1 protein-coding gene and 1 pseudogene are annotated in these 1,387 nt (G+C 64.0%); both read left to right on the top strand.

What is annotated here, in order from left to right:
• Nucleotides 1-59: 59 nt before the first annotated feature.
• Nucleotides 60-947, top strand: a complete 888-nt coding sequence (locus tag EOA27_RS36550; RefSeq protein WP_126081136.1) for a sugar phosphate isomerase/epimerase — start codon at nt 60-62, stop codon at nt 945-947.
• Between the two features lie 56 nt (nt 948-1,003).
• Nucleotides 1,004-1,387, top strand: a pseudogene (locus tag EOA27_RS36545) (mandelate racemase/muconate lactonizing enzyme family protein); the annotation flags it as partial.

The following is a 1,387-nucleotide window of genomic DNA, read 5'->3' as shown; positions in this document are numbered from 1 at the left end:
CCTCTGTTCGAGGCGTCGCGGGGTAAAATGTGACAGGCGAATTCTGGGAAGGATAGACCATGCATCTTTCGACGCACAATTGGATGCGGGCGGAGCCGCTGGAGGTGACGCTGAAGCGCATCAAGAAGTTCGGCTACGAATCGATCGAGATTTCCGGCGAGCCCGAGCAGTACAAGACCAAGGAGACGCGCGCGCTGCTCAAGGAGTATGGCATCCGCTGCTGGGGTTCGGTGACGCTGATGCTCGGCGAACGCAACCTCGCCGCCAGGAACCAGGGCCAGCGCGAGCGGTCCGTCCAATATGTCAAGGACGTGCTCACCATGGTGAGCGAGCTCGACGGCGAGATCATCACGCTGGTGCCCGCGACCGTCGGCAAGGTGGTGCCGGACGGCACCGAGGCGGAGGAATGGGGCTGGGTGGTCGATGCCACGCGCGAATGCTTCACCCATGCCAAGAAGGTCGGCGTCCGGATCGCCATCGAACCGCTCAACCGCTTCGAGACCTATCTCTTCAATCGCGGCGCCCAGGCGCTCGCGCTCGCCGACGCGGTGAGCCCCGAATGCGGCGTCTGCCTCGACGCCTACCACATCCACATGGAGGAATTTAACGTCTATGACGCGATCCGCCAGGTCGGCAAGCGCCTGTTCGATTTCCATGTCGCCGACAACAACCGCTTCGCCGCCGGCCTTGGCCAGATCGACTGGCCGAAGATCGTGCGCACGCTGAAGGAAGTCGGCTATGACGGCGCGCTGACCAACGAATTCGTCGCCCCCGTCGACCGCACGCCGGCCGCGCCCTATCCGGAGATGGTCGAGCGCAATCCGGTCGACATCTCGCCCGAGCAGCTCAAATTCATCCAGGACCACGGCTCGAGCGTGCTTACGGAGAAATTCTACACCGACCAGATGCGCATCACCGCCGAAACGCTGCTGCCGCTGATCAAGTAGACCTCCGACCAAAGCTTGTCCTTCCGCCTGGCGGGCGGAGGGGCCGAAGGGAAAATATGCGCATCAAAAGCGTTCAGGCCTGGTGGGTCCGTGTCCCGATCGAAGTCGCGAGGCAGCATCGCAGCGACTTCGGGCAGGTGACGACGTTCGACGCCGCCATTCTGCGCATCGAGACCGACGACGGCCTGGTCGGCTGGGGCGAAGGCAAGAACGCCGCCGGCAGCGCCGGCAGCTATGGCGCGCTCGTCCATATGCTCAATCACGAGATCGGTCCGCAACTCATCGGCCGCGATCCGGCCGACATCGGCATCATCTGGGAAATGCTCTATAACGGCGTGCGGCACGAGACGGCGGCGCATGCAGGCCATGCGATGCCGCAGCTGGCGCGGCGCGGCATGAGCGTGGCGGCGATCAGCGCCGTCGACATCGCGCTTTGGGAC

The organism is Mesorhizobium sp. M2A.F.Ca.ET.037.01.1.1, from assembly GCF_003998075.1.
Classification (GTDB): Bacteria; Pseudomonadota; Alphaproteobacteria; order Rhizobiales; family Rhizobiaceae; genus Mesorhizobium.
This window is presented reverse-complemented; position numbering and strand designations above follow the sequence as displayed.

Bases quoted from the DNA above. Each gene is read 5' to 3' on its own strand.
- EOA27_RS36550 (WP_126081136.1), top strand. From the start codon at position 60: ATGCATCTTTCGACGCACAATTGGATGCGGGCGGAGCCGCTGGAGGTG.